The organism is Paracoccus sigandri, from assembly GCF_003709565.1.
GTDB classification, from domain to species: Bacteria; Pseudomonadota; Alphaproteobacteria; order Rhodobacterales; family Rhodobacteraceae; genus Paracoccus; species Paracoccus siganidrum.
This window is the reverse complement of the sequence record NZ_QNRC01000019.1, coordinates 50879-76595: the sequence shown is the minus strand read 5'-3', so window position 1 is coordinate 76595 and position 25717 is coordinate 50879. Positions and strand designations below refer to the sequence as shown.

At 69.3% G+C, this 25717-nt stretch carries 25 protein-coding genes; 11 read left to right on the top strand and 14 right to left on the bottom strand.

The genetic code is table 11. From position 1 onward, the window contains the following. On the bottom strand, positions 1-273 hold a 273-nt coding region (locus C9E82_RS24815), incomplete at its 3' end, for a hypothetical protein (protein ID WP_221035995.1). Between the two features lie 129 nt (positions 274-402). On the opposite strand from C9E82_RS24815, the gene C9E82_RS16365 reads away from it, so the two are divergent. Then, entirely contained in the window at positions 403-1233 is an 831-nt protein-coding gene (locus C9E82_RS16365; protein WP_119898394.1) for an ABC transporter permease, read from the top strand. Positions 1234-1263: 30 nt separating this feature from the next. On the opposite strand, the gene choV is transcribed toward C9E82_RS16365, so the two are convergent. The 3 genes from choV to choX form a co-directional block, all read right to left on the bottom strand. Next, a complete protein-coding gene (choV, locus tag C9E82_RS16360) occupies positions 1264-2283 on the bottom strand; it encodes a choline ABC transporter ATP-binding protein (protein ID WP_119898395.1) in 1020 nt (339 codons plus the stop codon). After that, complete coding sequence (gene choW, locus C9E82_RS16355; RefSeq protein ID WP_119898396.1) at positions 2280-3128, bottom strand: choline ABC transporter permease subunit; 849 nt, start codon at positions 3126-3128, stop codon at positions 2280-2282. The genes choV and choW overlap by 4 nt, the downstream gene beginning before the upstream one ends. A gap of 121 nt (positions 3129-3249) precedes the next feature. Beyond that, positions 3250-4200, bottom strand: a complete 951-nt coding sequence (gene choX / locus C9E82_RS16350; RefSeq protein WP_119898397.1) for a choline ABC transporter substrate-binding protein — start codon at positions 4198-4200, stop codon at positions 3250-3252. An 89-nt stretch (positions 4201-4289) separates the two neighbouring features. Here choX and betI point away from each other — a divergent pair, with 89 nt between their 5' ends. Genes betI through betA form a run of 3 tightly spaced genes read left to right on the top strand, consistent with a single transcriptional unit; the run spans position 4290 to position 7949 of the window. After that, a complete protein-coding gene (gene betI / locus C9E82_RS16345) occupies positions 4290-4856 on the top strand; it encodes a transcriptional regulator BetI (RefSeq protein WP_119898398.1) in 567 nt (188 codons plus the stop codon). A 2-nt stretch (positions 4857-4858) separates the two neighbouring features. Then, positions 4859-6298 carry a betaine-aldehyde dehydrogenase gene (gene betB / locus C9E82_RS16340; protein WP_183154099.1) on the top strand — a complete coding sequence of 480 codons (1440 nt, stop codon included), beginning with the start codon at positions 4859-4861 and terminating at the stop codon, positions 6296-6298. Positions 6299-6323: 25 nt separating this feature from the next. Further along, positions 6324-7949, top strand: a complete 1626-nt coding sequence (gene betA / locus C9E82_RS16335; RefSeq protein WP_119898400.1) for a choline dehydrogenase — start codon at positions 6324-6326, stop codon at positions 7947-7949. Between the two features lie 91 nt (positions 7950-8040). Here the strand turns inward: betA and glmM are convergent, their stop codons facing one another. The 7 genes from glmM to C9E82_RS16300 form a co-directional block, all read right to left on the bottom strand. Then, positions 8041-9384 carry a phosphoglucosamine mutase gene (gene glmM, locus C9E82_RS16330; protein ID WP_119898401.1) on the bottom strand — a complete coding sequence of 448 codons (1344 nt, stop codon included), beginning with the start codon at positions 9382-9384 and terminating at the stop codon, positions 8041-8043. Between the two features lie 9 nt (positions 9385-9393). Next, positions 9394-10392: a dihydropteroate synthase gene (folP, locus tag C9E82_RS16325; RefSeq protein WP_119898402.1), complete on the bottom strand. Its 999-nt coding sequence runs from the start codon at positions 10390-10392 to the stop codon at positions 9394-9396. Positions 10393-10428: 36 nt separating this feature from the next. Beyond that, positions 10429-11214 (bottom strand): dihydroneopterin aldolase, encoded by a 786-nt coding sequence (locus C9E82_RS16320; protein WP_119898403.1) that lies wholly within the window; start codon positions 11212-11214, stop codon positions 10429-10431. A gap of 84 nt (positions 11215-11298) precedes the next feature. After that, positions 11299-11937, bottom strand: coding sequence for a cell wall hydrolase (locus tag C9E82_RS16315; RefSeq protein WP_119898404.1), 639 nt, complete (start codon positions 11935-11937; stop codon positions 11299-11301). 279 nt (positions 11938-12216) lie between these two features. Beyond that, entirely contained in the window at positions 12217-14748 is a 2532-nt protein-coding gene (locus tag C9E82_RS16310; RefSeq protein WP_244936034.1) for a putative PEP-binding protein, read from the bottom strand. A gap of 125 nt (positions 14749-14873) precedes the next feature. Next, entirely contained in the window at positions 14874-15470 is a 597-nt protein-coding gene (locus tag C9E82_RS16305; protein WP_119898406.1) for a peptidylprolyl isomerase, read from the bottom strand. Continuing rightward, positions 15463-15969 (bottom strand): peptidylprolyl isomerase, encoded by a 507-nt coding sequence (locus C9E82_RS16300; RefSeq protein ID WP_119898407.1) that lies wholly within the window; start codon positions 15967-15969, stop codon positions 15463-15465. Before C9E82_RS16300 ends, C9E82_RS16305 begins: the two co-directional genes overlap by 8 nt. A gap of 172 nt (positions 15970-16141) precedes the next feature. Here C9E82_RS16300 and C9E82_RS16295 point away from each other — a divergent pair, with 172 nt between their 5' ends. After that, a complete protein-coding gene (locus C9E82_RS16295) occupies positions 16142-17344 on the top strand; it encodes a phosphoglycerate kinase (RefSeq protein WP_119898408.1) in 1203 nt (400 codons plus the stop codon). A gap of 69 nt (positions 17345-17413) precedes the next feature. Here the strand turns inward: C9E82_RS16295 and C9E82_RS16290 are convergent, their stop codons facing one another. Then, a complete protein-coding gene (locus C9E82_RS16290; protein ID WP_119898409.1) occupies positions 17414-17932 on the bottom strand; it encodes a hypothetical protein in 519 nt (172 codons plus the stop codon). A 319-nt stretch (positions 17933-18251) separates the two neighbouring features. Further along, a complete protein-coding gene (locus tag C9E82_RS16285) occupies positions 18252-18722 on the bottom strand; it encodes a hypothetical protein (RefSeq protein ID WP_119898410.1) in 471 nt (156 codons plus the stop codon). Between the two features lie 213 nt (positions 18723-18935). On the opposite strand from C9E82_RS16285, the gene C9E82_RS16280 reads away from it, so the two are divergent. The 3 genes from C9E82_RS16280 (at position 18936) to C9E82_RS16270 (ending at position 22952) form a co-directional block, all read left to right on the top strand. Further along, positions 18936-19862, top strand: a complete 927-nt coding sequence (locus C9E82_RS16280; protein ID WP_119898411.1) for a class I fructose-bisphosphate aldolase — start codon at positions 18936-18938, stop codon at positions 19860-19862. 196 nt (positions 19863-20058) lie between these two features. Further along, positions 20059-21870: an ABC-F family ATP-binding cassette domain-containing protein gene (locus tag C9E82_RS16275; RefSeq protein ID WP_122449326.1), complete on the top strand. Its 1812-nt coding sequence runs from the start codon at positions 20059-20061 to the stop codon at positions 21868-21870. After that, positions 21837-22952 (top strand): CaiB/BaiF CoA transferase family protein, encoded by a 1116-nt coding sequence (locus tag C9E82_RS16270; RefSeq protein WP_183154098.1) that lies wholly within the window; start codon positions 21837-21839, stop codon positions 22950-22952. Before C9E82_RS16275 ends, C9E82_RS16270 begins: the two co-directional genes overlap by 34 nt. A gap of 5 nt (positions 22953-22957) precedes the next feature. Here C9E82_RS16270 and C9E82_RS16265 read toward each other — a convergent pair whose 3' ends face one another. Beyond that, positions 22958-23926 (bottom strand): zinc-binding metallopeptidase family protein, encoded by a 969-nt coding sequence (locus tag C9E82_RS16265; RefSeq protein ID WP_119901142.1) that lies wholly within the window; start codon positions 23924-23926, stop codon positions 22958-22960. Between the two features lie 281 nt (positions 23927-24207). Between C9E82_RS16265 and rplU the strand changes: the two genes are divergently transcribed. From rplU to C9E82_RS16250, 3 genes are all read left to right on the top strand, one after another. After that, on the top strand, positions 24208-24621 hold the full coding sequence (gene rplU / locus C9E82_RS16260; protein WP_119901143.1) for a 50S ribosomal protein L21: 414 nt from the start codon (positions 24208-24210) through the stop codon (positions 24619-24621). A gap of 12 nt (positions 24622-24633) precedes the next feature. Then, entirely contained in the window at positions 24634-24906 is a 273-nt protein-coding gene (gene rpmA, locus C9E82_RS16255) for a 50S ribosomal protein L27 (RefSeq protein WP_119901144.1), read from the top strand. Between the two features lie 79 nt (positions 24907-24985). Further along, entirely contained in the window at positions 24986-25570 is a 585-nt protein-coding gene (locus C9E82_RS16250) for a GNAT family N-acetyltransferase (RefSeq protein ID WP_240643716.1), read from the top strand. Positions 25571-25717 lie beyond the last annotated feature (147 nt).

Below are 25717 nucleotides of genomic sequence, written 5' to 3'. Positions count from 1 at the left end.
CGCGCCCTTGCGTGCGCCGCCACCGCCCGCGCCCTGTCGCCGTGCCGCGGCTCCGGCACCGGCGGCTGCGGCCTTGGCGCCGCCGGCGCGCGGCTGGGGCGCGTCTTCCGGGGTAGGCTCGGCCGGGGCGCTGTCGGCGGGCGCATCCCCCAGCGTCTTCAAGGGTGCGGCCGACAGGAATCCCGGCCGTGGCCCGTCCTGTCCGGCCTGGTTCTTCGCGGCTGCGGAAGGGCGGGATGCGGCGCGGGTTGCGTCATCGTCTTGCGCGGACATCTGCTCTGGCCTCTGGCCGTTTTCCGGCCTCTGTTGATCTCTGCTGGCAGGTCATACATAAAGCCGATCCATACTTCCAGCGTCGAACAGTGACGCTCTTGTGACCGGGAAGCGGGGGCACCCCCTATCATGCCGAAGAACATCTCTCTTGCCCAAGCGGAAGACGGCGCGAAACTGCGCCCGGTCTCGGGCCAGCGCCGCTTTGCCAGTCTGCGCGCCATCGGCGCCCTGATCCTGCGCGAGATGTCGACCAGCTACGGCAAGTCGCCGGGGGGCTATCTGTGGGCCATCGCCGAGCCGGTCGGCGGGATCGTGCTGCTGACGGCGATCTTCTCGGCCGGGTTCCGCACGCCGCCGATGGGGACGAATTTCGCGATCTTCTATGCCACCGGGATCGTGCCCTTCTTCGTCTTCATGGACATTTCCGGCAAGGTGTCCAGTGCCATCACCTATTCCAAGGCGCTGCTGGCCTATCCGGCGGTGACCTTCATGGACGCCCTGGCCGCGCGGGTGCTGATCAATGCGCTGACCCAGGCGCTGGTCGCCTATCTGATCTTCTCGGTGATCTATTTCACGCAGGAGACGCGGACCGACCCGCAGATCGGCGGCATCATCCTGGCCATGGTGATGGCGCTGACATTCGCGGTGGGCGTGGGGTCGATGAACTGCTTCCTGTTCGCGGCCTTTCCCTGGTGGCGCCATGTCTGGAGCATCCTGACCCGGCCGCTGTTCCTGATCTCGTGTATCTTCTTCATCTTCGACGACATCCCGAAACCCTATCAGGACTGGCTGTGGTTCAACCCGCTGATCCATGTCATCGGGCAGATGCGGCGCAGCTTTTATGTATCCTATACAGGCGATTACGTCCATTTCGTCTATTTCTTCGGGGTGTCTCTGGGGCTGATGGTGGTCGGCCTGGCGCTGCTGCTGCGCTATCACCGCGACCTGCAATACAGCTGAGCCCAGCCCTGCCGACCCTTCCGCGCGGGCCTAGCCGCGCGGGTTGATCAGCCGGGCCAGGACCGCGTCGCGGGTGACGCATCCGCCGCCCTCGACCGGCAGGGCGTCGCGGCCGGCCAGCTGCTCCATGATGTCGCGCACCGGCATATCGCGCGGCACGGGCTGGCCCTCGGCCTCGCCGGGCTGGACCACGTCTGCCGCGGTCAGCACCCCCAGGGGGTTCATGTGGGCGACGAAATCGGCGACATAGTCGTTGGCCGGATTGGCGATGATGTCGCGCGCGGTGCCGATCTGGACGATGCGCCCGCCCTCCATCAGCGCGATCCGGTTGCCCAGCTTGAAGGCCTCGTCCAGGTCGTGGCTGACGAAGATGATGGTGCGCTGGGTCTTGGCCTGAAGCTCCAGCAGCTCGTCCTGAAGCCGGGCGCGGATCAGCGGGTCCAGCGCGCTGAAGGGTTCGTCCATCAGCAGGATCGGCGCCTCGGTCGCGAAGGCGCGGGCCAGGCCCACGCGCTGCTGCATCCCGCCCGACAGCTCGCCCACTTTGCGCTCGGCCCATTCGGCCAGGCCGACGGTCTCCAGCTGCCGGTCCACCCGTTCGCGGCGCTGCGCGGCGGGCATGCCGGCCAGTTCCAGCCCCAGCCCGACATTCTCGCGCACGGTGCGCCAGGGCAGCAGGCCGAATTGCTGGAAGACCATCGCGACATGGCGCAGCCGGATGTCGCGCAGGGTCTTCCTGCCCGCCCCGGTGACCGAGATCATCCGGTCGCCGTCCCGGACCCGGACCTCGCCCCGGCAGACGTCGTTCAGCGCGTTGACGGCCCGCAGCAGCGTCGACTTGCCCGAGCCGGACAGGCCCATCAGCACCAGTATCTCGCCCTGGCGGACCTCGACGCTGCAATTGTGGACGCCCAGGACCTGCCCGGTCTCCTGCTTGATCGGGCCGCGTTCCAGCCCCTCGTCCATCAGCGGCAGGGCGGTTTCGGGACGGTCGCCGAAGACGATGCAGACATTGTCGAACTCGACCGCGTTCTGGGTTGCGTTGCTCATTTCCGGCCCTCCATGCGCAGGATGCGGTCCAAGAGGATCGCCACGATGACGATGACGAAGCCCGATTCGAAGCCGAGCGCGGTGTTGACGCTGTTCAGCGCCCGGACCACCGGCACGCCCAGCCCCGAGGCGCCGACCAGCGCCGCGATCACCACCATCGACAGCGACAGCATGATGGTCTGGTTCAGCCCGGCCATGATCTGGGGCAGGGCGCTGGGAAGCTCGACCTTCCACAGCAGCTGGCGGGGCGTGGCGCCGAAGGCGGTCGCCGCCTCGACCAGCGCCGGCGGGGTCGAGCTGATGCCGAGCTGGGTCAGCCGGATCGGCGCGGGCAGCACGAAGATCACCGTCGCGATCAGGCCGGGCACCATGCCGATGCCGAAGAAGACGATGGCCGGGATCAGGTAGACGAAGGTCGGCAGGGTCTGCATCAGGTCCAGCACCGGCCGCATCCAGGCATAGAGCCGGGGCCGGTGCGCCGCGGCGATGCCGATCGGCACGCCGATCGCCATGCAGACGATGCAGGCCGACAGCACCAGCGTCAGCGATTGCAGCATCTCGTTCCAGTAGCGCTGGTTGAGGATGAACAGCAGCCCCAGCGCCACCAGCAGGCAGGTGCGCCAGCTGCGCTGCAGCGCCCAGGTCAGCGCCACCGCCAGCAGGATGAAGATGAAGGGATGGGGCGCGTCCAGCGCCGCCAGAATGCGGTCGATCAGCCATTCCATGCCATTGGCCATGGCGTTGAAGATCCAGCCCGCATTCGCGTTCAGCCAGTCGAACACCGCCTTGGCGGTCCGCCCGACCGGGATCTTGTTGTCGGTCACCAGTGCGGTCAGCTGTTCCATGCGCGTCCTCTCGTTCCTGGGATCGGAGGGCCTGGGATCGGATGGCGGAGAATGCCGTCCGTCCCGGACCTTGTCCTGTTCACGAGGACGCCGGCGCGGCCGGCCCGCGCCCCCGCAGAGGTCAGCCCGCCAGGGCCTCGTTCAGCGCCGCCTGCGCGTCGTTGCCGTCGACCGTGGTCACGCCCTCCAGCCAGGGGGTCGCGGCCTCGGGATTGGCCTTCAGCCATTCCTTCGCGGCGGCGCCGGGCTCCTGCCCGTCATCGAGGATCAGGCCCATCACCTCGTTCTCCATCTGCAGCGTGAATTCCAGGTTCTGCAGGAACGTGCCGACATTGGGGCATTCCTCGACATAGCCGGTGCGGGTATTGGTGCGCACCTCGGCCCCGCCCAGGTTCGGGCCGAAGACCTCGTCGCCGCCCTCCAGATAGGTCATCTCGAAACGGGCATTCATCGGATGCGGTTCCCATCCCAGAAAGACCACCGGCTTGCCCGCGCCATCGGCCCGCGCCACCTGCGCCAGCATCCCCTGTTCGCTGGATTCGACGACCTCGAAGGTGCCCAGGCCGAACTTGTCCTCGGCCACCATCTCCAGCAGCAGGCGGTTGCCGTCATTGCCCGGCTCGATCCCCAGGATCTGGCCGCCAAGCGCGTCCTTGTGTTCGGCGATCTGCGCGAAATCGGCGATGCCCAGGTCGGCGCCGGCCTGGTTCGTGGCCAGCGTGTATTTCGCCCCGGTCAGGTTGGTGCGCACCGTGTCGACCGTGCCCGCGTCGCGATAGGGGGCGATATCGGCCTCCATCGTCGGCATCCAGTTGCCAAGGAAGATGTCCACGTCATCGGTCGACAGCGCCGTATAGGTCACCGGCACCGACAGGATCTTGGTCTCGGTCTGATAGCCCAGGGCCTGCAGCACGGTGGTGGCAAGGGCCGTGGTCGCGGTGATGTCCGACCAGCCGACATCCGAAAAGACGATGCTGCGGCACTGATCGGGCTCGGCGGCGACCGCCTGGGTCGCTGCGCCGGCCAGCGAGGCGCCCAGCACGAGGGCAGAGGCGATGCGGGGCAGGTTCATTCGTGGCTCCCTGTTCTTGATTGACCAGTCAATTAAAAGTCGGTTAGATTGGAAACGCAACCAAAAATCCTCATTCCCCGGATTCCATCATGCCGAAACTTGGCGCCGAGCCTATCCGAAAAGCAGCTTTAATCAACGCCACCATCGCCGAGGTCGGTCGCACCGGGTCGCTGGACGTGACCGTCGCGCAGATCGCGCGGGCGGCGGGGATGTCGCCCGCGCTGGCGCATCACTATTTCGGCTCGAAGGACCAGATTTTCCTTGCGGCGATGCGACATATCCTGGCCACCTATGGCGCCACCGTGCGCGGGAAGCTGCCCGGCCATGGCCCGCGCGGGCGGCTTGACGCGATCATCGCCGGCAGTTTCGAGGAACAGAACTTCCGCCGCGAGGTGATCAGCGCCTGGCTGAACTTCTACGCGCTGGCGTTGCTGAACGAACAGGCAGCGCGGCTGTTGCGGGTCTATCACCACCGGCTGCGCTCGAACCTGATCGTGGCGCTGCGGCCGCTGACCGACCGCCCCGAACAGATCGCGCGCACGCTGGGGGCACTGATCGACGGGGTCTATCTGCGCGCCGTGCTGACGCCGGGTCCGACCGATTCCGGCGCCGCCACCCTGATCATCAACGACTATCTGGACGAGGTCCTTGCATGAGCCTGAACGCCCAACCCGCCGCCAGCCTGTTCATCGACGGCCGCCCGGTCGAGGGCGAAGGCGCCCTGCTGCCCGTCCACTACCCCTATACCGGCGAGGAAATCGCCAGCCTGCGCCAGGCCAGCGCCGCGCAGGTCGCCGCCGCCTGCCGGGCCGCCGCCCGCGCCCAGCCCGCATGGGCCGCCCTGGCCCCCGTCGAGCGCGCGCGCGTGCTGTCCCGCGCCGCCGCGCTGATCCGCGAACGCAACGAGGAGCTGTCGCGGCTGGAGACGCTGGATACCGGCAAGCCCATCCAGGAAACGCTGGTCGCCGACTGGGAATCGGGCGCGCAGGCGCTGGAATTCTTCGCCGGGCTCGGCCCGACCGTGACCGGGCAGATGATCCCGCTGGGGCGCGACTGGGCCTATACCCGGCGCGAGGCGCTGGGGGTCTGCGCGGGGATCGGAGCCTGGAACTATCCCAGCCAGATCGCCTGCTGGAAGGCCGCGCCGGCGCTGATCATGGGCAATGCGATGGTCTTCAAGCCCTCCGAGGAAACGCCGCTGGGGGCCTTGAAACTGGCCGGGATCCTGGCCGAGGCCGGGCTGCCCGCCGGGATCTTCAGCGTGGTCCAGGGCCGGGCCGAGGTCGGCGCGGCGCTGGTCGCGGATCCGCATGTCGCCAAGGTCTCGCTGACCGGCTCGGTCCCCACGGGGCGGCGCGTCTATGCCGCCGCGGCCGAGGGGATGCGCCATGTCACGATGGAGCTGGGCGGCAAGTCGCCGCTGATCGTCTTCGAGGATGCCGAGCTGGAGGATGCGGTCGGCGCGGCGATCCTGGCCAATTTCTACTCCTCGGGGCAGATCTGTTCGAACGGCACGCGGGTCTTTTTGCAGGACCGCATCCGCCAGCCCTTCCTGGACCGGCTGACCGAACGGCTGCGCCAGATCCGCATCGGCGATCCGCTGGACCCGGACACCCAGCTTGGCCCGATCGTCAGCCCGGCCCAGGCCGCGCAGATCCGCCAGGCCATCGCGGCGGGCCAGGCGGCGGGCGCGCGGCTGGTCTGCGGCGGCGCGGGCGAGGGCGCCTTCGTCCCGCCCACCGTCTTCGCCGACGCCACCGACGACATGGCCATCACCCGCGACGAGATCTTCGGGCCGGTCATGACCACGCTGGCCTTCGAGGACGAGGAAGAGGCGATCCGCCGCGCCAACGCGACCGGCTTCGGCCTGGCGGCGGGCGTCTTCACCCGCGACCTGGCCCGCGCCCATCGCGTCGTCGCCCGGCTTGAGGCCGGCACCTGCTGGATCAACGCCTACAACCTGACCCCGGTCGAGATGCCCTTCGGCGGCACCAAGCTGTCGGGCATCGGGCGCGAGAATTCCGCCGCCGCCATCGAGCATTATTCGCAACTGAAATCCGTCTATGTCGGGATGGGCGCCGTCGAGGCGCCCTACTGATCCCCTTCGCACAGGAACCGCAGCCATGAAGATCTCCGATTACGTCATCGTCGGTGCCGGCAGCGCCGGCTGCGCGCTGGCCTATCGCCTGACCGAGGCCGGCCGCAGCGTCACCCTGATCGAATTCGGCGGCTCGGACATGGGCCCCTTCATCCAGATGCCGGCGGCGCTGTCCTATCCGATGAACATGCCGCGCTACGACTGGGGCTTCATGACCCAGCCCGAGCCGCATCTGGGTGGCCGCCGCCTGGCCACGCCGCGCGGCAAGGTGATCGGCGGCTCGTCCTCGATCAACGGCATGGTCTTCGTGCGCGGCCACCGCAAGGATTTCGATTTCTGGGCGGAATCCGGCGCGGCGGGCTGGGGCTATGACGATGTCCTGCCCTATTTCAAGCGCATGGAGACCTGGCATGGCGGCGCGTCCGAATGGCGCGGCACCGACGGCCCGCTGCATGTGACCCGCGGCCCGCGCGAAAATCCGCTCTTCGACGCCTTCATCGAGGCGGGCCAGCAGGCCGGCTGGCCCCATACCGCCGATTACAACGGCGAACACCAGGAAGGCTTCGGCCCGATGGAGGCCACGATCTGGCAGGGCCGCCGCTGGTCCGCCGCCAATGCCTATCTGCGCCCGGCCCGCAAGACCGGGCTGCTGACCGTGGTCCGCGGCTTCGCGCGCCGCATCCTGTTTCGCGATCTGCGCGCCTACGGCGTTGAAATCGACCGCAAGGGCCAGGTCGAGCAGATCCATGCCGGGCGCGAGGTCATCCTCTCGGCCAGCTCGATCAATACGCCCAAGCTGCTGATGCTGTCGGGGATCGGCCCGGCCGGACATCTGCAGGACCACGGCATCACGCCCCTGGCCGATCGTCCGGGCGTCGGCTCGAACCTGCAGGACCACCTGGAAATCTACATGCAGTATCAGTCGCTGCAGCCGATCACCCTCTATGGCCATTACAACCTTTTCGGCAAGGGCCGGGTCGGGGCGGAATGGATGCTGACCAAGACCGGGCTCGGCGCCTCGAACCAGTTCGAGAGCTGCGGCTTCATCCGCTCGTCCGACCAGGTGGACTATCCCGACATCCAGTATCACTTCCTGCCGCTGGCGGTGCGCTATGACGGCAAGGTCGCGGCGCAGGGCCACGGCTTCCAGGCCCATGTCGGGCCGATGCGGTCGAAATCGCGCGGCACCGTCCGGCTGAACTCGGCCCAGCCCAAGGACGCCCCGCTGATCAGCTTCAACTACATGTCGCACGAGGATGACTGGAAGGAATTCCGCGCCTGCATCCGCCTGACCCGCAAGATCTTCGACCAGCCCGCCTTCGCCCCCTATCGCGGCGACGAGATCCAGCCCGGCGCCGCGGTCGAAAGCGACGAACAGATCGACGCCTTCATCCGCGACCATGCCGAATCCGCCTATCACCCCTGCGGCACGGCGCGGATGGGCGCGGCCTCGGATCCGATGGCGGTGGTCGATCCCGAATTGCGGGTGATCGGCGTCGAGGGCCTGCGCGTCGCCGACAGCTCGATCTTCCCGCGCATCACCAACGGCAACCTGAACGCCCCCTCGATCATGACCGGCGAAAAGGCCGCCGACCACATCCTGGGCCGCGCGGCGCTGCCCGGCCGCAAGGACCTGCGCGCCGCCGAATAGCCTTTCATCTTGGCCCAAATATCCCGGGGGGAGTCCCGAAGGGACGGGGGCAGCGCCCCCCGCCGTCGCGGGACGCAACCCGCCTGGCGCGTCAGGCGGCGCGCTCGACCGCCGCGACGATGCCCTCCACGACCTCGCGCAGCACGCCCTCGTCCTCGGCCTCGGCCATGACGCGGATCAGCGGCTCGGTGCCCGACTTGCGGATCAGCACCCGGCCCGAGCCCGCCAGCCGCGTCTCGGCCTCCCGGATCACCGCCTTGACCGCCGCCGCCGACAGCGGGTCGGCGCCGCTGGCATAGCGGACGTTCTTCAGCATCTGCGGCACCGGCTCGAACTGCGCGGCCAGCGCGCTGGCGCTGGCGCCGCTGTCGGCCATCGCGGCCAGGAACTGCATCGCCGCGATCAGCCCGTCGCCGGTGGTGGCGTAATCGGTCATCACGATATGGCCCGACTGCTCGCCGCCCAGGTTGAAGCCCTTCTCGCGCATCCGCTCGACCACGTAGCGGTCGCCGACCGCCGTGCGCTCCAGCCGCAGCCCGCGCCCGCCCAGGTAACGCTCCAGCCCCAGGTTCGACATCACCGTCGCCACCAGCGCGCCGCCGCGCAGCCGGCCCTGCTCGGCCCACCGCCCGGCCAGCAGCGCCATGATCTGGTCGCCATCGGCCAGCCGCCCGGTCTCGTCGATGATCGCCACCCGGTCGGCATCGCCGTCGAGGCTGATGCCCAGCTGCGCGCCATGTTCCAGCACGGCCGCCGCGCAGGCCTCGGGATGGGTCGAGCCGACGCCGTCATTGATGTTGAAGCCGTTCGGCTCGACCCCGATCGCGATCACGTCGGCGCCCAGCTCCCACAGCACCTCGGGGGCGGCGCGATAGGCCGCGCCATTGGCGCAATCGACCACCACCCGGATCCCGTCCAGCCGCCGGCCCGCCGGGAAGGTGGTCTTGGCATATTCGACATAACGACCGCGCCCGTCGTCGATCCGCTTCGCCCGGCCGATGTTCTTCGGCTGGGCCGGGGCGATCTCGGCCGCGACGATGTTCTCGATCTCGGCCTCGGCCTCGTCGGACAGCTTGAAGCCGTCGGGGCCGAAGAACTTGATGCCGTTATCCTCGGCCGGGTTGTGGCTGGCCGAGATCATGATGCCCAGATCGGCCCGCATCGAGCGCGTCAGATAGCCCACCGCCGGCGTCGGCACCGGCCCCAGCAGCAGCACGTTCATGCCGGTCGAGGTCAGCCCCGCGGTCAGCGCGTTCTCCAGCATGTAGCCCGACAGGCGGGTGTCCTTGCCGATCACCACCCGATGGCCGTTGCGCCCGTCGCGGCGGAAATAGCGGCCCGCCGCCGCGCCCAGCCGCAGCGCCATCTCGGCGGTCATCGGATGGGTATTGGCCTGGCCGCGCACGCCGTCGGTGCCGAAAAGCTTCCTGCTCATTACTCTGCCTCACTCTGGCTTTTCGTTGCCGTTTTCGTTCTCGTTCCCGTTCAGCGCCTGCCACAGCCGGATGCCCTGCAGGATCCCGGCCACGTCGTGGACGCGGTGTATCTGGATGCCCTGCGCGATCGCCGCAAGGGTCAGGGCCAGCGTTCCCGGCATCCGCTCGGCGGGCAGCGGCGCCTTGCCGATCGTGCCCACGAAACGCTTGCGCGACACCCCCAGCAGGACCGGGCAGCCCAGCCCATGATACAGCGAAATGCGGCGCAGGATGGCAAGATTATGCGCCTGCGTCTTGCCGAAGCCGATGCCCGGGTCGACGATGATGCGCGCGCGCGGAATGCCCGCGGCCTCGGCCCGCGCGACGCGGGCGCGCAGCGCGTCATAGACGTCCAGCAGCACGTCGCCGTAGCGCGGATCGTCCTGCATGTCCCGGGGCAGGCCCTGGGCGTGCATCAGGCAGACCGGCACGCCGGCCGCGGCGACCAGGCCGGGCAGGTCCGGGTCGAAATCGAAGCCCGAGACGTCGTTGACCAGCCCGGCCCCGGCCTCCATTGCCGCCTGCGCCACCGCGGCCTTGCGCGTGTCGACCGACAGCCGCGCGCCGGGCAGGGCGCGGATCGCGGGCAGGATGCGGGCGATTTCCTGGGTGAGGGGCACTTCACCCGCGCCGGGCCGGGTCGATTCGCCGCCGATGTCCAGGATGTCCGCCCCCGCCTCAAGCAGCGCGCGGGCCTGCGCGGCGGGATCATAGACGCCGCCGTCGGAAAAGCTGTCCGGCGTGGCGTTGACGATGCCCATCACCCGCGGGGCGTCCATCGACAGGCCCAGGATGCCGGGGCGGGGCGCGGTCAGCGCCGCCAGGACCTCGGCCGGGGCCTCGTCGACGATCCGCGGCGCGGCGCCCCGGCGCAGAAGCTCGAATTGCGAGAACCCGGTCCAGCCGCCCGCCAGCCGCCAGCGGCCGCCGGAGGGCAGGGGCAGGGGGCGGTAATAGCAATCGCTCATGGCAGCCTCGGATGGTGACGGAAGGATGGGCCGCGATCAGGTCGCCCGCGCGACCGGGATCTGCAGGTCCGGCGGCGGGGCGGGCAGCGCCGCGCCATCGGGCAGGGCGATCTCGATGCGCCGCGCCTGCAACCGGCGCGCCAGCCAGAAGCACAAGGCGACCGGATCGCACCCCGCCTCGGGCGCATCGAAGGCCAGCCGCGCGGGCGCCCAGACCACCGGGCGCGCGCCCTCGATGGCGTGGTCCAGCTCGGTCCGGCTCTCGGCGACCTCCAGCCCGAGCCGGCCGGCCAGCGCCCAGGCCGCCTGGTCCAGCGCCAGAAGCGCGATCCGGCGCCGGTCGCCGCCCTCGGGCAAGGGCAGGCCGGGGGCGGCGGGCAGGATCACCACCGCGCCGGCCGGCACCGCGGCGGGCGCCCCGTAGAGCAGCAGGCCGACCGGCACATCGGCCGCCGTCGCCTCGACCCGGCCCGCGCTGCGCTGGATCGTCACGCCAAGCGCGAAGGGCCCGCGATCCAGCTTCTCGACCGAGACCTCGATCCGGGCGGCGCGGGGGTGGGCCAGCACCTCGGCGGCGATCTTCTCGGCCAGCGTCTCGACCAGGTTGTAGCGCTGGTCGGCCAGGGCGGTGGCCACGGCGCGGGTCAGCACGTCATAGGACAGGATCGCATCGACCTGATCGCCCACGCCCGAGACCGGCTGGGACAGGTCCACCGTCAGGTTGAAGCGCAGCCGCTGCTGCGTGCCGCGTTCCGACTGGAAGGCGCCGATTTCGGCCGAGACGGTATAGTCGCGCAGGTGGATGCGGTCAGGATGTTCCATATCCCTCATTCACAGCAATTCCGCCCGGCAGGCAAGACCGCAACGATTGCCGCGGCCGACAAGGTGGGCGGGACCGCGCGGGCCTCAGTTCGAGGCGATGCGCTGGCCGCTGCGATAGAAGATATGCGCGCCGATCTGGACGGTGCGCTGGAAGCGGTGCGACCAGGCGGGGCGCACGGCGGGGGTGTGGAAATAGGTGGCGCCGCCGGTCAGGTTGCGCGGCGCGCCCGACAGCGCGGCCTGGGCGATGTCGCGGGCCCGCAGATAGGCGGCCTTGTTGGTGATCCGCTTGCGGCCGCCGATGGTATAGCTGAACTGGGCGGGCTGGTTGACCACGCCGCAGACGGTCGAGGGGAAGCCGCGGCTGTCGACGCGGTTCAGGATCACTTCGGCCACGGCCGCCTGGCCCTGCCGGCTTTCGCCGCGCGCCTCGAAATAGACCGCCTCGGCCATGCAGGCCAGATCCTCGGCCGAAAAGCGCGGATTGCTGCGCGCCAGAAAGATCTGCTCGGGCTCGCTTTGGACCTTCACAGGCTCGGCATCGCTATATAGAAGCGGCGTCGCGCGGGGCGAGTCGACAGGCTGCGACACGCCGCCCAGCAGCCCGGCATCGGATGAGAACAACGAGCCGTTGCCGCCGGCATCGGCGCTTGTCGTGGCGAGTGTCGTTATGGCGGCGGCACAAAGGCATAAGTGTGCCAGCCGTGGCAGCAGCTGGAGCATGGGCAATCCTGTTAAACCGTTCCCGTTGACGGGGCGTTAAGATCCGAGGCGGCAGAGAGCATTTCTGCGGCGCCGGGCTGACGAAGTGCTTAAGGTTTTCGGAATTGCCGGCGCCACCACACATGCCCGTCATCGGGGCCGGCAGGGCGTTTCGGCGCGTTCTGGGCGGGATCCCGCCGACCCCTCATTCGTTAACGGGCGGAAAACGGCGTTAACGCGGCGGAAAAGGTCCGTTTCGGAACCAAATCAGGGGCTTGGGCGAACGAATCGCGATTCGCCTCAGGTCCGCAGCCCTTCCAGAATGGCGCATTGCGCCGCCGCCAGCCGCGCGACCGGCACCCGGAAGGGCGAGCAGGACACATAGTCGAAGCCCGCGCGCTGGCAGAAGGCGATGGATTCGGGATTGCCGCCATGTTCGCCGCAAAGCGCGATGGTGATCTCGGGATGCTGGGCGCGGGCGCGTTCGGCGCCGGTCAGCAGCAATTCCCCGACCCCGTCCTGGTCGAGGATGTGGAAGGGATCCTCGTCATAGACGCGCTGGCCGACATAGGTGCCCATGAAGCGGCCGGCATCGTCGCGCGACAGGCCATAGGTCATCTGGGTCAGGTCGTTGGTGCCGAAGGACAGGAAGGCCGAATGCGCCGCGATGTCGCCCGCCCGCAGGGCCGCGCGCGGGGTTTCCACCATGACGCCCAGCCGATAGGCGAAATCGGCGCGCTTCTCGTTGCGGACGGCGGCGGCGACGGCGTCGATGCGGGTCTTGACCAGCTCGACCTCGCGCCGGGCGCTGACCAGCGGCACCATGATCTCGGGCACGACCGGATGGCCGCGCCGGCTGGCCTCGACCGTGGCCTCGAAGATGGCGCGGGCCTGCATGTCGTAGATCTCGGGGACGGTGATGCCTAGCCGGACGCCGCGCATCCCCAGCATCGGGTTGAATTCCGACAGCGCCTCGACCCGGCGGGTGACGTCGGACAGCGGCAGGTCCAGCGATTCGGCCAGCTCGCGCAGCCCCTCGCGGTCATGGGGCAGGAATTCGTGCAGCGGCGGGTCGAACAGCCGGATGGTGACGGGCAGCCCGCCCATGATCTCGAACAGCTCGGTGAAGTCCTGGCGCTGCATGGGCAGCAGCCGCTCCAGCGACAGGCGGCGATCCTCGGGCGTGTCGGCGAAGATCATCTCGCGCATGGCGGGCAGGCGCTTGTCGTCGAAGAACATGTGTTCCGTCCGGCACAGCCCGACCCCCTGAGCCTTGAAGCGCAGGGCGGTGCGGGCGTCCTCGGGCGTGTCGGCATTGGCGCGCACCCGGATGCCGCCGGCCGCGTCGGCCCAGTCCAGCAGCTGCTCGAAGCTTTCGTCCAGCGCCGGCTCCAGCATGGCAGCGGCGCCGGCCAGCACCTCGCCCGAGCTGCCGTCGATGGTGATCACCTCTCCCTCGCGGAAGCTGCGCCCGCCGGCGCGCAGCAGTCGCGCGCGGCTGTCGATGCTGATCCCCGAGGCGCCGACGATGCAGGGCAGGCCCAGCCCGCGCGCGATCACCGCGGCATGGCTGGTAGTGCCGCCGCGCTCGGTCAGGACGGCGACCGAGGCGTGCATCCCGCGGATATCCTCGGGCACGGTCTCGCGGCGGACCAGCACGCAGGGTTCGTCCCGCGCCGCCGAGGCCTGCGCGGCGGCGGCCGAGAAGACGATCTTGCCGGTCGCCGCGCCGGGGCTGGCATTGATGCCGCGGGTGATCAGGTCGCGGGGCGCGCGCGGATCGACCTGGTGGTGCAGCAGGTCGGCCAACGCGCGCGGCTCGATGCGCATGATCGCCTCCTCGGGGGGGATCACGCCGTCGCGGGCCAGTGCCACGGCGATGCGGACGCTGGCGCGGGCGCTGCGCTGCACGCGGGTGGCGTCGATGATCGAGATGCGGCTGTCGCTGAGGACGAATTCGATCTGCATCTCCTCGCGCAGCCTCTCGCGCGCGGCGATGCCGAAGCGGACCAGGTCGGCAAAGACCTCGGGCGCGGCCTCCTCCAGCGAGGGGCCGCGTTCGTCGCGGGTCAGATACAGCGTCTCGGCGCCGGGGCCGACCGCGCTGCCCTGCCGCTGGCCGCGGAAGCGGCCGGTCACGCGCGGCATGCCGGTGGCCGAATCGATGAACTGGATCGTGCCCGAACCGCAGAGGCCCGGCCCCATCGCCAGCGCCATTTCCTGCACCACCAGCCCCAGCGGCGCATCGGCGGGCGCGCCCTTGGCCTGGCGCAAGAGCCGCGCCGTCGGCCCGTCCCATGCCCGCGCCATGGAACGCAGCACCTCGGCCAGCTGCGCGCTGGGGTCCTGCGGGAAGGGCTCGTCCATCTCGTCGCGATAGATCCGCAGCGCCTCGGCCAGCGCGCCGTCGCCTTCCTGCGCGAACATGTCCGGGTCCAGCCGGGCGATGTTGATCGCGTAAGACTGCACGAAGGACAGGTAGATCGCATCCGCATGGGCCCGGCCGATCCGTTCGGCCAGCCGCGCGTGGCTTTCGTCGTTGATGCCCACGGTCAGCACCGTGCCCGGCCCGCCCCATTCCGGCCGCATCGCCGAGGGCCGCACGCTGACCAGCGTCTCGCCATTTCCGAACAGGCTGCGCAGCTGTTCCTTCGGGACCGGATGGCCGCCGGCGATGGCCTGCACCGCCTGCGAGGATATGGCGAAGCTGCGCGGCACCGGCAGGGCCATGCGCGCCAGCCGTTGCAGGCATTTGGCGCGCCAGCCGTGGCGCGCGGCCTCGATCGGGGCCGAGGGCGTGATCTCGATCACATCTGTGCTGTCGCGCGTCATCATGGGGGCGGAGCATAGGCGCGCGGCTTCCTTGCCCGCAAGTGCGAAAAAAAGGAGGCGCGCGGCCTCCTTTTTTCCCCGGTTTTCCGGTGCTTCGGGGCGGGCGTCGCGCGCGCCCCGGCGGATCACTCGACGATGGTCACCGTGGCCATGTAGTCGGGGTCCTCGACCGCGCCATTGGCCCCGGCGTCGCCCTTCTTGATCGATTGCAGCACGTCCCAGCCGTCGATCAGCTGACCGACCACCGTATATTGCCCGTCCAGGAAGGTCGCCGGGGCAAGGTCGATGAAGAACTGGCTGTTGGCGCTGTTGGGATCCTGCGCCCGCGCCATGCCGACCGTGCCCGCCTGGAAGCTGATGTCGCTGAACTCGGCGTCCAGGTCGGGCAGGTCCGAGCCGCCCATGCCGGCCAGGGTGGTGTCGCCGTCCTTCTGGCCATGCTGGACATCGCCGGTCTGAGCCATGAAGCCGTCGATCACGCGATGGAAGACGACGCCGTCATAGGCGCCGGACTGCGCCAGCTCGACCAGGCGCGCGACATGGTTGGGCGCGACCTCCTGAAGCAGGTCCAGCGTGATGGTGCCCTTGGCGTTGCCCTCGGCATCGGCGACCTCGATCACCATGTTCGGGCCGGGGCCGTCCTCGTGCTGCGGGGCGGCCTGGGCCAGCGCGGCGCCGGCGGTCAGCGCAAGCAGGGCGGGGGTCAGGACCAGCTTACGCATCGGCGGCCACCTTGACCGAGATCATCCGGTCGGGCTGCGCGGGCGGCTCGCCCCGGACGATCTTGTCGACATGCTCCATCCCGGAAATCACCCGCCCGTAGACGGTATATTGCCCGTTCAGGAAATGGTTGTCCTTGAAGTTGATGAAGAACTGGCTGTTGGCGCTGTTCGGATTGGCCGAGCGCGCCGCCCCCAGCGTGCCGCGGTCATGCGGCAGCTTGGAAAATTCGGCGGGCAGGTCGGGCAGGTCCGATCCGCCGGTCCCCGCGCGGCCCGGATTCCAGCCGTTCTCCATGTTCGCATGGGCCACGTCGCCGGTCTGGGCCATGAAGCCGTCGATGACGCGGTGGAAGGCGACATTGTCGTATTTTCCGGCGCGGGCCAGCTCCTTCATGCGCTCGGCATGTTTCGGGGCGACATCGGGCAGAAGCTCGATGACGACGGGACCGTCCTTCAACTCGATGATGACGGTATTCTCTGGATCCTTGATCTCGGCCATCCGGCCCTCCTTTGCCAGTGTGGTTGCCAGACTTATTGGCTTGCGCGCCGAAGGGCAACGCGGTTGCGCCTCACGCCGGGATAACGAGGGCGTCATACCTTCGCGAGAGTTGACGTGCCCGCCGTCATGCGGGACAAGCCGCCAGACGCCTCACAGCCCGAAAGGACGCGAAATGGCCGCATTCAAGACGATCGACGATATGGAACTGGACGGGAAGGTCGTGCTGACCCGCGTGGACGTGAACGTGCCGGTCGAGGATGGCCGCGTGACCGACGCGACCCGGATCGACAAGATCGTGCCGACCATCAAGGACATCCAGGCGAAGGGCGGGATCCCGGTCCTGCTGGCCCATTTCGATCGTCCCAAGGGCAAGCGCGTGGACAGCATGAGCCTGAAGGTGGTGCTGCCGGCGCTGGAAGCGGCGCTGGGTCAGAAGGTCGCCTTCGCCGATGACTGCATCGGCGGGCCGGCCAAGCGCGTCGTCGCGGAACTGAAGCGCGGCGATGTCGCGCTCTTGGAAAACACCCGCTTCCACGAGGGCGAGGAGAAGAACGACCCGACCTTCGCCGCCTCGCTCGGCGCGCTTGGCGGGGCCTATGTCAACGACGCCTTTTCCGCCGCCCATCGCGCCCATGCCTCGACCGAGGCCCTGGCGCGGCTGCTGCCCGCCGGCGCGGGACGGCTGATGGAGGCCGAGCTGAAGGCGCTGGACGCGGCGCTTGGCAACCCGCAGCGCCCGGTCATGGCGGTGGTGGGCGGGGCCAAGGTCTCGACCAAGCTGGACCTGCTGATGAACCTGGTCGACAAGGTCGACCACCTGGTCATCGGCGGCGGCATGGCCAATACCTTCCTTGTCGCCAAGGGCATCGAGGTCGGCAAGTCCCTGGCCGAGCGCGACATGGCCGATACCGCCCGCGCCATCCTCGAGAAGGCCGAGACCGGCGGCTGCACCATCCACCTGCCGGTGGATATCGTCGTCGCCCGCGAATTCAGGGCCGGCGCGGAAAGCGAGGTCCTGCCGGTCGACCAATGCCCGGCCGATGCGATGATCCTGGATGCCGGCCCGCAGACGGTCGAATCGCTGCGCGCGGCGATGGCCGATTGCCGGACGCTGATCTGGAACGGCCCCCTTGGCGCCTTCGAGATCGAGCCCTTCGATCGCGCCACCAATGCCGCCGCGCAGGCTGCGGCCGAACTGACCCGCGAGGGCAGGCTGATCTCGGTCGCGGGGGGTGGCGACACGGTCGCGGCGCTGAACAAGGCCGGGGCCGCCGGTGATTTCACCTTCATCTCGACGGCGGGCGGGGCCTTCCTGGAATGGATGGAGGGCAAGGAACTGCCGGGGGTCGCCGCGCTGGAGGCCGCCGCGCGCTGAAGGGTCGCACTTGCTGCGGAGATGGAAACGGGGCGGCCAGGGCCGCCCCGTCCTCGTTCGTTCCGGGCCTCAGCGGCCCAGCAGCCCACCCAGCAGGCCGCCAAGCAAGCCGCCCGACCCACCGCCACCTGCAGGCGGGGGCGGCGGCGGGGTCTCGGGCGCCGCTGCCGGCTCCGCGACCGGCGGCTCGATCACCGGATCGTTCCCGACCGGAGCGCCGGGCGCCTGCGCCGCTTCCGTCTCCGGCGCGGGCGCGGGCGGGGTGGCCATGCCGGGGCCATCCCCGGTTTCGGCGCCCGGCTTGGGATCGGTCCCGGTGCCGCCGGTGCTGGCCGGAGCGGCCGCCCCCGCCTGCTGCGCGGCCTGGCGATAGCTGTTCAGCCGCGCCTCCCACTGGTTCTGCCCCGGCGGGGTGACGTCGGGCTTGTGGACCATGCCCGTATCGGCACTGGCCGGGGCCGACACCCCGGCCAGCGACTTCAGCGGCCGCGCGAAGATGCTGCGCATGTCGCCGCCAAGCTCCATACCGGCACGTTCAACGCCGAACAGGGGCAGGTGGTATTGTGTCAGGGTTGCGTTCAAGATCATGCGTCCTCCTGGTTCATGGATCCCGCCTCTTGATATGCCCTGTCCTCAACAAACCCTTCCAGATCATTGTCGTTAAAGATTTATTTACCGATCTGGGCGTCATTCCAAGGGGCGCTGGCGCATGGCCCAGCCGCCTCGCGCGCTGTCGCGCCCGAAGGCCCGGCCGGATCGCGCCGATGCGGCAAGGGACGCGGCAAGGGACGAGGCTGGGGGCGGCACCCACGCCGCCCCCAGCCTCGCCCCCCGATATCGCCCCATGCCGCGTTAGCCCCGGCATTGCCGGTTTCGCAGCCGTCACGCAAGAAATCGTCCGGCCCGATCAGCCCGCACCCCGCGCCGGCTTGCGCAATTCACCCGGCGGCTGCGGCCATCCGACGGGCTCCTGCCGCAGCATCCGGCCGGGCGCCGCGGCCTCCTCCACCGCAGGTCGGTGCAATCCGACCCCATCGCGCTCCGCCGTCCGCGGCCCTTCCGCGGGCTGAATCACGGCGATCCCCCGCAACGCCAGGGCCTCCTCCTCTGCGGGCTGGGGCCTTTCCCTCGCCGCCGTCTTGCTGGCCTCGCGATAGCTGGCCAGGCGTTCCTGCCACGAGCGCAGGCTGCCGTCGCCGGTGGTGGCTTCGGCCATGTCGACGGGAAAGGGCCAGTTGCGGAAATAGAAGGCGATGTTGCCGGCAGCCGGCTCGGCTCCCGGGACGCGCGCCGCGCCATCCTCGCCGGTCCGGGTCGTTCCGGGACTGCTGCCTGCAGGCGACAGCAGATGGGGTGAGAGCGCGGGATTCATCTCCATGTCGGCCCCTGTCTGTCTGTTTCGTTCCACCCCCTTGTCGCATGGCGAAGGGCCCGGCCGCGACTCCATTATCCGTTGCATTTTAGGGATTTGCGGAAGCGGCGGGCGAGCGCTTGCCGATCGGCGGCTGGCAGCCGCCTGTTAGCGTCACCAACATTGCCATCCCCCCTTCGCATGCTATGCAGCCGCCATCACGAAAGGAGATCCATTCCAATGACCATGACCGATACGGTGCGCAAGATTCTTGCGAATTACGAAGGCGAGACTCCGGGCGTCAAAGCGCAGCTGGCACGGATGCTGATGACCGGCAAGCTGGCCGGCACCGGCAAGATGATCATCCTTCCCGTGGACCAGGGGTTCGAGCATGGCCCGGCGCGCAGCTTCGCCCCGAACCCGGCCGGCTACGACCCGCATTACCATTACCAGCTGGCCATCGACGCAGGGCTGAACGCCTATGCCGCGCCGCTCGGCATGATCGAGGCGGGCGCCGACAGCTTCGCCGGCCAGATCCCCACCATCCTCAAGGTGAACTCGGCCAACAGCCTGATGTCGGACACGGCGGGCAAGAACCAGGCGATCACCGCCAGCGTGGACGACGCGCTGCGCCTGGGCTGCTCGGCCATCGGCTTCACCATCTATCCGGGCTCGGACATGGCGCTGGACATGTTCGAGGAGATCGTCGAGATGCGCAAAGAGGCCGCGGCCAAGGGCGTGGCCACGGTGATCTGGTCCTATCCGCGCGGCGAGGCGATCAGCAAGGACGGCGAGACCGCCATCGACATCGCCGCCTATGCCGCCCAGATCGCGGCGCTGATCGGCGCGCATGTCATCAAGATCAAGCTCTCGACCGACCACCTGGAACTGCCCGAGGCGAAGAAGGTCTACGAAGAGAAGAAGATCGACATCTCGACCCAGGCCAAGCGCGTGGAACATTGCATGCAGGCCGCCTTTGCCGGCCGCCGCATCGTGGTCTTCTCGGGCGGCGCGGCCAAGGGCGCGGATGCGGTCTATGACGACGCCCGCGCGATCCGCGATGGCGGCGGCAACGGCTCGATCATCGGCCGCAACAGCTTCCAGCGCTCGCGCGAGGACGCCCTCGACATGCTCCAGAAGCTGGTCGACATCTACAAGGGCGCCTGATCGGCGCGGCATCTGCAAAGGGGGCGCACCATCGCCCCTTTCATCTTGGCTCAAATATCCCGGGGGGAGTCCCGAAGGGACGGGGGGGCAGCGCCCCCCGCCGTCGCGGGACGCGGATGACCCCGCTCACGCCCTTGGAACGCCGCCCGGAAAACGACGGATTGACCGCCCCCGCGCCGCAGGCTAGGCCGCTGCCATGGCCCGAGCACCGCTTCTGCAACTGACCGACATTTCCCTGACCTTCGGCGGCGATCCCGTCTTCGAGGGGCTTTCGCTGACCATCCAGCCCGGCGACCGGGTGGCGCTGGTCGGGCGCAACGGTTCGGGCAAGTCGACGCTGATGAAGGTCATGGCCGGGCTGGTCCAGCCCGACCGGGGCGAGGTCGTCGCCGCTGCCGGCACGACGGTCGGCTACATGGAGCAGGACCCGGACCTGTCGGGCTTTGCCACGCTTGGCGAATTCGCCGCCGCCGGGCTGGCGGAATCCGAGGATTACCGCGTCGAGATGGCGGCCGAGGGGCTGAAATTCGACCCCGCCCGCCCGGTCGCCACCGCCTCGGGCGGGGAGCGCCGCCGCGCCGCGCTGGCCCGGCTTCTGGCACGCGCGCCCGAGCTGATGCTGCTGGACGAACCCACCAACCACCTGGACATCGAGGCGATCGGCTGGCTGGAGGATCACCTGAAGCAGACCCGCGCCGCCTATGTGTTGATCAGCCACGACCGCGCCTTCCTGCGCAACCTGACCCGCGCCACCCTGTGGATCGACCGGGGCGAGGTGCGGCGCCAGGAGCGCGGCTTCGAGGGTTTCGAGGACTGGCGCGAGGCCACCTGGGCCGCCGAGGACGAGGCGCGCCACAAGCTGGACCGCAAGATCAGGGCCGAGGCGCGTTGGGCGGTCGAAGGCATCAGCGCCCGGCGCAAGCGCAACCAGGGGCGGCTGAGGGCGCTGCAGGACATGCGCCAGCAGCGCGCCGGCCAGATCCGCCGCCAGGGCACGGCGGCGATGGCGCTGGATTCGGGGCCGCAATCGGGCAGGAAGGTGATCGAGGCGAAGGGCATCGCCAAGAGCTTCGGCGACCGGGTGATCCTGCGCCCCTTCGACCTGCGGGTGAACCGGGGCGACCGGATCGCCTTTGTCGGCCCCAACGGCGCCGGCAAGACCACGCTGATCAGGATGCTGACCGGCGAAGTCGCGCCCGACCAGGGGACCGTCACGCTGGGGACCAACCTGGAGGTCGCGGTCTTCGACCAGGCCCGCGCCGCGCTGAACCCGGACCAGACGCTGTGGGAATCGCTGACCGGAGACGCCGAGATGCGGGTCTCGGGCCGGGCCGATCAGGTGATGGTGCGCGGCCAGCCGAAACATGTCGTCGCCTATCTGAAGGATTTCCTCTTCGACGAGGCGCAGGCCCGCGCGCCGGTGCGCAGCCTCTCGGGCGGCGAGAAGGCCCGGCTGCTGCTGGCGCGGCTGATGGCGAAGCCCTCGAACCTCCTGGTGCTGGACGAGCCGACCAACGACCTGGACGTGGAGACCCTGGACCTGCTGCAGGACCTGCTGGGCGATTACGACGGCACCGTGCTGCTGGTCAGCCATGACCGCGACTTCATCGACCGCGTGGCCGACACCACTGTCGCGATGGAGGGCGACGGCCGCGCCGTCACCTATGCCGGCGGCTGGAGCGATTATCGCGCCCAACGCGGCGAGAATGCCCCGGCCGCGCCCGCCGCCCCGGCGCCCCGGAAGGCCGATCCCGCCCCCGAACGGCCGAAACCGGCGAAATCGGGGCTCAGCTTCACCGAGAAGCATCGGCTGGAGGAACTGCCCGCGATCATCGAGCGGCTGGAGGCCGAGATCGCGAAACTGTCGGAGTTCCTGTCCGACCCGCAGCTCTATGCCACCGCGCCGGCGAAGTTCCAGAAGGCCACGGCGGCGCTCGCGGACCGGCAGGCGGCGCTCTCGGCCGCGGAAGAGGAATGGCTGTCGCTGGAGGAGAAGGCGGCAGGCTAGGGCGCAAGGCACGGGGGCTGGTCATGGGCGCGTTGCAGGGCATTCGCATCGTCGAATTCGCGGGGCTGGGACCGACGCCCTTCGCCGCGATGTGGCTGGCCGAACATGGCGCCCAGGTGATCCGCATCACCCGCCCCGGCAACCGCCATGTGCTGGGCATGGCGCGCGACCTGCTGGATCGCGGCCGCGACTGGATCGAGCTGGACCTGAAATCGGACGCCGGCCGCGCCACCGCCCGTGAACTGGTGCTGGGTGCCGACGGGCTGATCGAGGGGATGCGGCCCGGCGTGATGGAGCGGCTGGGGCTGGGCCCGGGCGATTTCGCCGCCAATCCACGGCTGGTCTATGGCCGCATGACCGGCTGGGGGCAGGCGGGGCCGCTGGCGCAAAGCGCGGGCCATGACATCACCTACCTGGCGATCACCGGCGCGCTGCACGCCATCGGCCCGGCCGGCCATCCGGTCGCGCCGCTGAACCTGCTGGGCGATTTCGCAGGCGGCTCGATGTATCTGGTCTCGGGGATGCTGGCGGCGCTGCTGGGGGCGGCGCGGACCGGCCGGGGGCAGGTGGTCGACGCGGCGATCTCGGACGGGGTGGCGCATCTGATGACGATGATCTCGGGGCTGCGGCTGGCCGGCATGTGGCAGGACCGGCGCGAGGCGAACCTGCTGGACGGCGGCGCGCCCTATTACGCGATCTATCGCTGCGCCTGCGGCGGGCACCTGGCCGTCGGCGCGATCGAGCCGCAATTCTGGGCCGAGCTTCTGTCGCGGCTGGGGATCGCGGCGGACGGCCTGCCCGACCGCGCCGATCCCGCGAACTGGCCGGCGATCCGCGCCCGGCTGGCGGATGTCATCGCCACGCGCAGCCGCGACGACTGGGCCGGCCTGCTGGAGGGCACGGATGCCTGCGCGGCGCCGGTCCTGTCCATCGACGAGGCGCCCCGGCACCCGCATAACCGCGCCCGCGCCACCTTCGCGGGGGCCGAGCCGCAGCCCGCGCCGCGCCTGTCGCTGACCCCCGCCGGCATCGCGCCGGCCAGGCGGCTGGATCCGGCCGAGGCGCTGGCGCGCTGGCGCTGATCGGCTCAGCCGCCGCGCGTCAGGTGGTCGCGCAGCCAGCCATGGGCGAAGGCGATCTTGCGCCGCACCGGCCCGGTCAGCACGAAGGGATAGAGATCGCTGTTGTCCAGCGCCCGGTTGATGTCGTTGACAGCGATCGCGACCTCGGAGGCGATCAGCAGCAGCCGCTCGGTATCGGTTTCCTCGTAGGGGGCGAAACCCTCGGGCAGGCCGGGCATGGTCAGGCCGGCGCTGACGAAACTGTCGGTGAAATCGACGATATGCAGAAGATGCGCCACGGTCTCGGCCCAGTCCTCATGCGGATGGGCGGTGGCATAGGCGGTGATGAAATCCTGCCCCGGAGCGCGCGGGTTTTCGTAATGTGTCCGCAGTGCCGTGCCGTAATCGGCGCGCTCGTCGCCGAACAGCGCGCGGAAGGGGCCGGAAAACCCGTCGGCCATGGCCAGCCGGTCGAACAGGAAATGCGCGATCTCGTGCCGGAAATGGCCGACCATGGAGCGGTATTGCTCGCCCAGCTCCTGCCGGCGCTGCAGCCGGATCAGCTCATCCGCCTCGGTCACGTTGATGGTGATCTCGCCTTCGGCATGGCCCATGATGATCTGCTCGCTGCGGGTGCCCAGATGTTCCGACAGCATCAGGAAGCGCGGACGCCGCCCCGGATCGGCATCGGTGAACCAGTGCCAGCGCGACAGGTTGGCCAGCACCCAGCGCTTGGCGCGCTCGGCCCGGTCCAGCAATTGCCGGTTGTCGCCGACATGCAGCAGGGGCACCACCTGCGACATGGCGCAGGACCGGCACATCCCGCCCGCATCCGCCGCCCAGTTGCAGCCGATCTCGGCGCGGTTGGCGCAGGGCGCGGCATCGGCGACCATCGCCCGCGCCTGCGGATCATAGGTCAGGTCCCGGCCGCAGAGACAGGTCAGGTTGTGGAAATAGGCCCGCATTCCGCAGGCCGGACAGGAAAATCGCTGCATGAGCCGTCCTCTGGGGCCGCCCCTCGGGGTCCCGCATCAATGCCCCGGGCCGGTGCCGGGTTCCCCGAAATCCCGCAGGGAAAACGCAGCTGCCGGCGCTGCTTGCTTGACTTCGGCGGGCGAATCCGCCATATCCACGCGACCGGCCGGGCGATCGCCCTTGGCCGGTGCGTTATTTTAATCGACACCTCATCGCGAATGAGGCGCTGTCCGAAGGCGGGGAAACCCGGAACGCCGGCATCGACCGGGGCCGCAGGACGCGGAAAACGAAGGAAGATGCGATGTTCGCAGTTCTGAAGACGGGCGGCAAGCAATACAAGGTGCAGGCGGGCGACGTCCTGCGCGTCGAGAAGCTGAATGCCGCGGCTGGCGACAAGGTCCAGTTCAACGAGATCCTGATGGTCGGCTCGACCCTCGGTGCGCCGCTGGTCGATGGGGCCTGCGTCCAGGCCGAGGTGATCGACCAGATCAAGGCCGACAAGGTGCTGACCTATGTCAAGCGCCGCCGCAAGCACAGCTCGCAGCGCACCCGCGGCCATCGCCAGCAGCTGACCCTGCTGCGCGTGACCGACGTGCTGGAAAACGGTGCCGACAAGACCGGCGTGAAGGCCGCCGTCGGCGCCCGCACCAAGGTCGAATCCGCGGAAAAGCCCGCGAAAGCCAAGAAACCGGCGAAAGAAGCCGCGGAAGCCTAAGGAGACACAGCCATGGCACATAAGAAAGCAGGCGGTTCGTCCCGCAACGGTCGCGATTCGGCCGGTCGTCGCCTCGGCGTGAAGCTGTATGGCGGCCAGGAAGCCACCGCGGGCAACATCATCGTGCGCCAGCGCGGCACCAAGTGGTGGCCGGGCGACAATGTCGGCATGGGCCGCGACCACACGCTGTTCGCGCTGAGCGACGGCCAGGTGTCCTTCAAGAAGGGCCTGAAGGGCCGCACCTATATTTCGGTGATGCCGGCAAATATCGAAGCCGCCGAGTAACCCAGAGTTAACAATTCATTGTTAAGGGGGGATCGGCGAAAGCCGGTCCCCCCGGCAGTTTCCGGGGAGGGAAACGATGATGGCAGCACCGATGAGGGAGGAAGGCCGGTTGGGCGACGTGAATTTGCAAGAGGCGCCGGTGCCGACGCAGCCGGTGATCGAGACGCAGCGTTTCGTGCTGCGTCCGCTGCGCCCGTCCGATGCCGGCCTGATCGCGCATTACACCTCGGACCGCCGGGTGGCCGAGGGGACGCGCGCCATCCCGCATCCGCTGCCGCCGGGCGCCTCGGAAAGCTTCGTGGCGCGCGCCCTGTCGGCCAACCGGACCGAGGATGTCTGGGCCATCGACGGCTCGGCCAACCGCCTGGCCGAGCTTTTGGGCGTGGTCTCGCTGACGCGGATGGAGGGCGAGCAATCCGAGCTGGGCTTCTGGGTGGGGGCCGGCTTCTGGAATACCGGCTTCGCGACCGAGGCGGTCGAGGCGCTGGTCGCGGCCAACCCGCATGGCGCGCGGACCCTGTTCGCCGAGGCGTTCCAAGACAATCCCGGATCGGCGCGCGTGCTGACCAATTGCGGCTTCGTCTATCTGGGCGATGCCGAAAGCTGGTCGGTGGCGCGCAATGCGCGGGTGCCGACATGGACCTATCTGCGCAAGATGGACTGATCCCGCGCTTGCGGTGACGGGGCAGGGGGCGCTCGCGCCCCCTCTTGCGTCCCTGGGGACGCAATTCACCCCCTGAGGGTATTTGGACAACGAAGATGCGGCAGGTTGCAGAATCTGCAACCGGGTGGATTGCAATCGCCGGCGGCG

What these genes read in the sequence shown, in the direction of transcription:
- C9E82_RS16365 (WP_119898394.1), top strand. Translation starts at nt 403, where the DNA reads ATGCCGAAGAACATCTCTCTTGCCCAAGCGGAAGACGGCGCGAAACTG.
- choV (WP_119898395.1), bottom strand. Translation starts at nt 2,283, where the DNA reads ATGAGCAACGCAACCCAGAACGCGGTCGAGTTCGACAATGTCTGCATC.
- choW (WP_119898396.1), bottom strand. Translation starts at nt 3,128, where the DNA reads ATGGAACAGCTGACCGCACTGGTGACCGACAACAAGATCCCGGTCGGG.
- choX (WP_119898397.1), bottom strand. Translation starts at nt 4,200, where the DNA reads ATGAACCTGCCCCGCATCGCCTCTGCCCTCGTGCTGGGCGCCTCGCTG.
- betI (WP_119898398.1), top strand. Translation starts at nt 4,290, where the DNA reads ATGCCGAAACTTGGCGCCGAGCCTATCCGAAAAGCAGCTTTAATCAAC.
- betA (WP_119898400.1), top strand. Translation starts at nt 6,324, where the DNA reads ATGAAGATCTCCGATTACGTCATCGTCGGTGCCGGCAGCGCCGGCTGC.
- glmM (WP_119898401.1), bottom strand. Translation starts at nt 9,384, where the DNA reads ATGAGCAGGAAGCTTTTCGGCACCGACGGCGTGCGCGGCCAGGCCAAT.
- folP (WP_119898402.1), bottom strand. Translation starts at nt 10,392, where the DNA reads ATGAGCGATTGCTATTACCGCCCCCTGCCCCTGCCCTCCGGCGGCCGC.
- C9E82_RS16320 (WP_119898403.1), bottom strand. Translation starts at nt 11,214, where the DNA reads ATGGAACATCCTGACCGCATCCACCTGCGCGACTATACCGTCTCGGCC.
- C9E82_RS16315 (WP_119898404.1), bottom strand. Translation starts at nt 11,937, where the DNA reads ATGCTCCAGCTGCTGCCACGGCTGGCACACTTATGCCTTTGTGCCGCC.
- C9E82_RS16310 (WP_244936034.1), bottom strand. Translation starts at nt 14,748, where the DNA reads ATGACGCGCGACAGCACAGATGTGATCGAGATCACGCCCTCGGCCCCG.
- C9E82_RS16305 (WP_119898406.1), bottom strand. Translation starts at nt 15,470, where the DNA reads ATGCGTAAGCTGGTCCTGACCCCCGCCCTGCTTGCGCTGACCGCCGGC.
- C9E82_RS16300 (WP_119898407.1), bottom strand. Translation starts at nt 15,969, where the DNA reads ATGGCCGAGATCAAGGATCCAGAGAATACCGTCATCATCGAGTTGAAG.
- C9E82_RS16295 (WP_119898408.1), top strand. Translation starts at nt 16,142, where the DNA reads ATGGCCGCATTCAAGACGATCGACGATATGGAACTGGACGGGAAGGTC.
- C9E82_RS16290 (WP_119898409.1), bottom strand. Translation starts at nt 17,932, where the DNA reads ATGATCTTGAACGCAACCCTGACACAATACCACCTGCCCCTGTTCGGC.
- C9E82_RS16285 (WP_119898410.1), bottom strand. Translation starts at nt 18,722, where the DNA reads ATGGAGATGAATCCCGCGCTCTCACCCCATCTGCTGTCGCCTGCAGGC.
- C9E82_RS16280 (WP_119898411.1), top strand. Translation starts at nt 18,936, where the DNA reads ATGACCATGACCGATACGGTGCGCAAGATTCTTGCGAATTACGAAGGC.
- C9E82_RS16275 (WP_122449326.1), top strand. Translation starts at nt 20,059, where the DNA reads ATGGCCCGAGCACCGCTTCTGCAACTGACCGACATTTCCCTGACCTTC.
- C9E82_RS16270 (WP_183154098.1), top strand. Translation starts at nt 21,837, where the DNA reads ATGGCTGTCGCTGGAGGAGAAGGCGGCAGGCTAGGGCGCAAGGCACGG.
- C9E82_RS16265 (WP_119901142.1), bottom strand. Translation starts at nt 23,926, where the DNA reads ATGCAGCGATTTTCCTGTCCGGCCTGCGGAATGCGGGCCTATTTCCAC.
- rplU (WP_119901143.1), top strand. Translation starts at nt 24,208, where the DNA reads ATGTTCGCAGTTCTGAAGACGGGCGGCAAGCAATACAAGGTGCAGGCG.
- rpmA (WP_119901144.1), top strand. Translation starts at nt 24,634, where the DNA reads ATGGCACATAAGAAAGCAGGCGGTTCGTCCCGCAACGGTCGCGATTCG.
- C9E82_RS16250 (WP_240643716.1), top strand. Translation starts at nt 24,986, where the DNA reads ATGGCAGCACCGATGAGGGAGGAAGGCCGGTTGGGCGACGTGAATTTG.